Below are 1,089 nucleotides of genomic sequence, written 5' to 3'. Positions count from 1 at the left end.
CGTCAGCGCTGGCCGAACTGCTGCCGTATCGTTGGAAGCCGTCGGTCTGAACTGCACGTCGTCCCGCGTCAAGATGACTTGGCCGGACGGATACGTCCAGCGACGATATCGGATCATCGATATAGACGATTACGTCGTCCAGCTTCGGCTCTTCAAATAGCTTGGTCAGAAAGAAAGCGAAGGCAATCGCCGTCTTCTCTCCCTCGCTTAGATGCTTTGCAATTCGGCCATTTCGTTTCAGGATGAAGCGATCATTGCCGCCTTCAGAGACCACATCGATCTGCAGCGCGCTAGAGTTCAGCAGGTTAACGATTCGCTCATTGATCTTTTCACGGCCGTTTTGCGCACGATTGATCCGAGCCTGTTGCTCCTTGAGCTTGACATTGGCCTGCTCTTTCGCTCGATCAAAACGCGCAACCTGCTGCAACAGTTTAGTTCTACGGTTGGCCGCGTCCTCAGTATTGAAGTCGATCGTGAACTGGTTCGCGTAGTGGTTCTTGAGGCGCCGGATCGCGGCAGCCTTCTCCGCTGCGAAATTGTTCGTAATCGAGTTGCTTTGGGCAATCAGATCGTTCAGGCCGTTCACGGCAACTGCGATGGCACCCAACAATTCGTCAGGGTTTGAAGGGTCCTGCACCTCGGCGAACTGGTCTTCAAGTTTCTCGCGACAAATGGCCTCGATCTGATCCACCCATCCGTGATAGTTCGAGACCGCGGTGGTCAATGCAGTTACAAGTGGTTCAAGGCGTGCGCGGAACTGCACGTTCAGGTCCGCCTCACGGATCTGCACGCCAGCGAAGCGCAGCTTGCCGATCTCGTCTAGCAGGGCATCCAGCCCTTGCCTATGGCTAATGAGCTCACGCGAGAAGTGCGCGTGTAACTCGGCTCGTCTCTCAACCGTGAAGGGGCTCAGGCAGAACGTAAGCGGTCAATTAACCACACCCCTTGCCACCGGCGAGGCGGCGGCATAGGCATCACTCAGGTGGCCGCGAGTTCGATGCGCCAGGGCAGCAACGCGGCGTAGTCATCGACGGTCTTGGCGTTCGGCAGCCCGACAAACAATGCGCGCAGGTAGCGGTACCCGTCGAT

At 56.7% G+C, this 1,089-nt stretch carries 2 protein-coding genes; both read right to left on the bottom strand.

Translation table 11 applies throughout. The annotated features are described in order from the left end of the window. A partial coding sequence (locus DES47_RS28580) for an AAA family ATPase (RefSeq protein WP_208115147.1) occupies positions 1 to 913 on the bottom strand: 913 nt, incomplete at its 3' end. 65 nt (positions 914 to 978) lie between these two features. Then, positions 979 to 1,089, bottom strand: a complete 111-nt coding sequence (locus tag DES47_RS29490) for a transposase domain-containing protein (RefSeq protein ID WP_425057489.1) — start codon at positions 1,087 to 1,089, stop codon at positions 979 to 981.

It is taken from the genome of Roseateles toxinivorans (genome assembly GCF_004362525.1).
GTDB lineage: Bacteria > Pseudomonadota > Gammaproteobacteria > Burkholderiales > Burkholderiaceae_C > Paucibacter > Paucibacter toxinivorans.
This window is presented reverse-complemented; position numbering and strand designations above follow the sequence as displayed.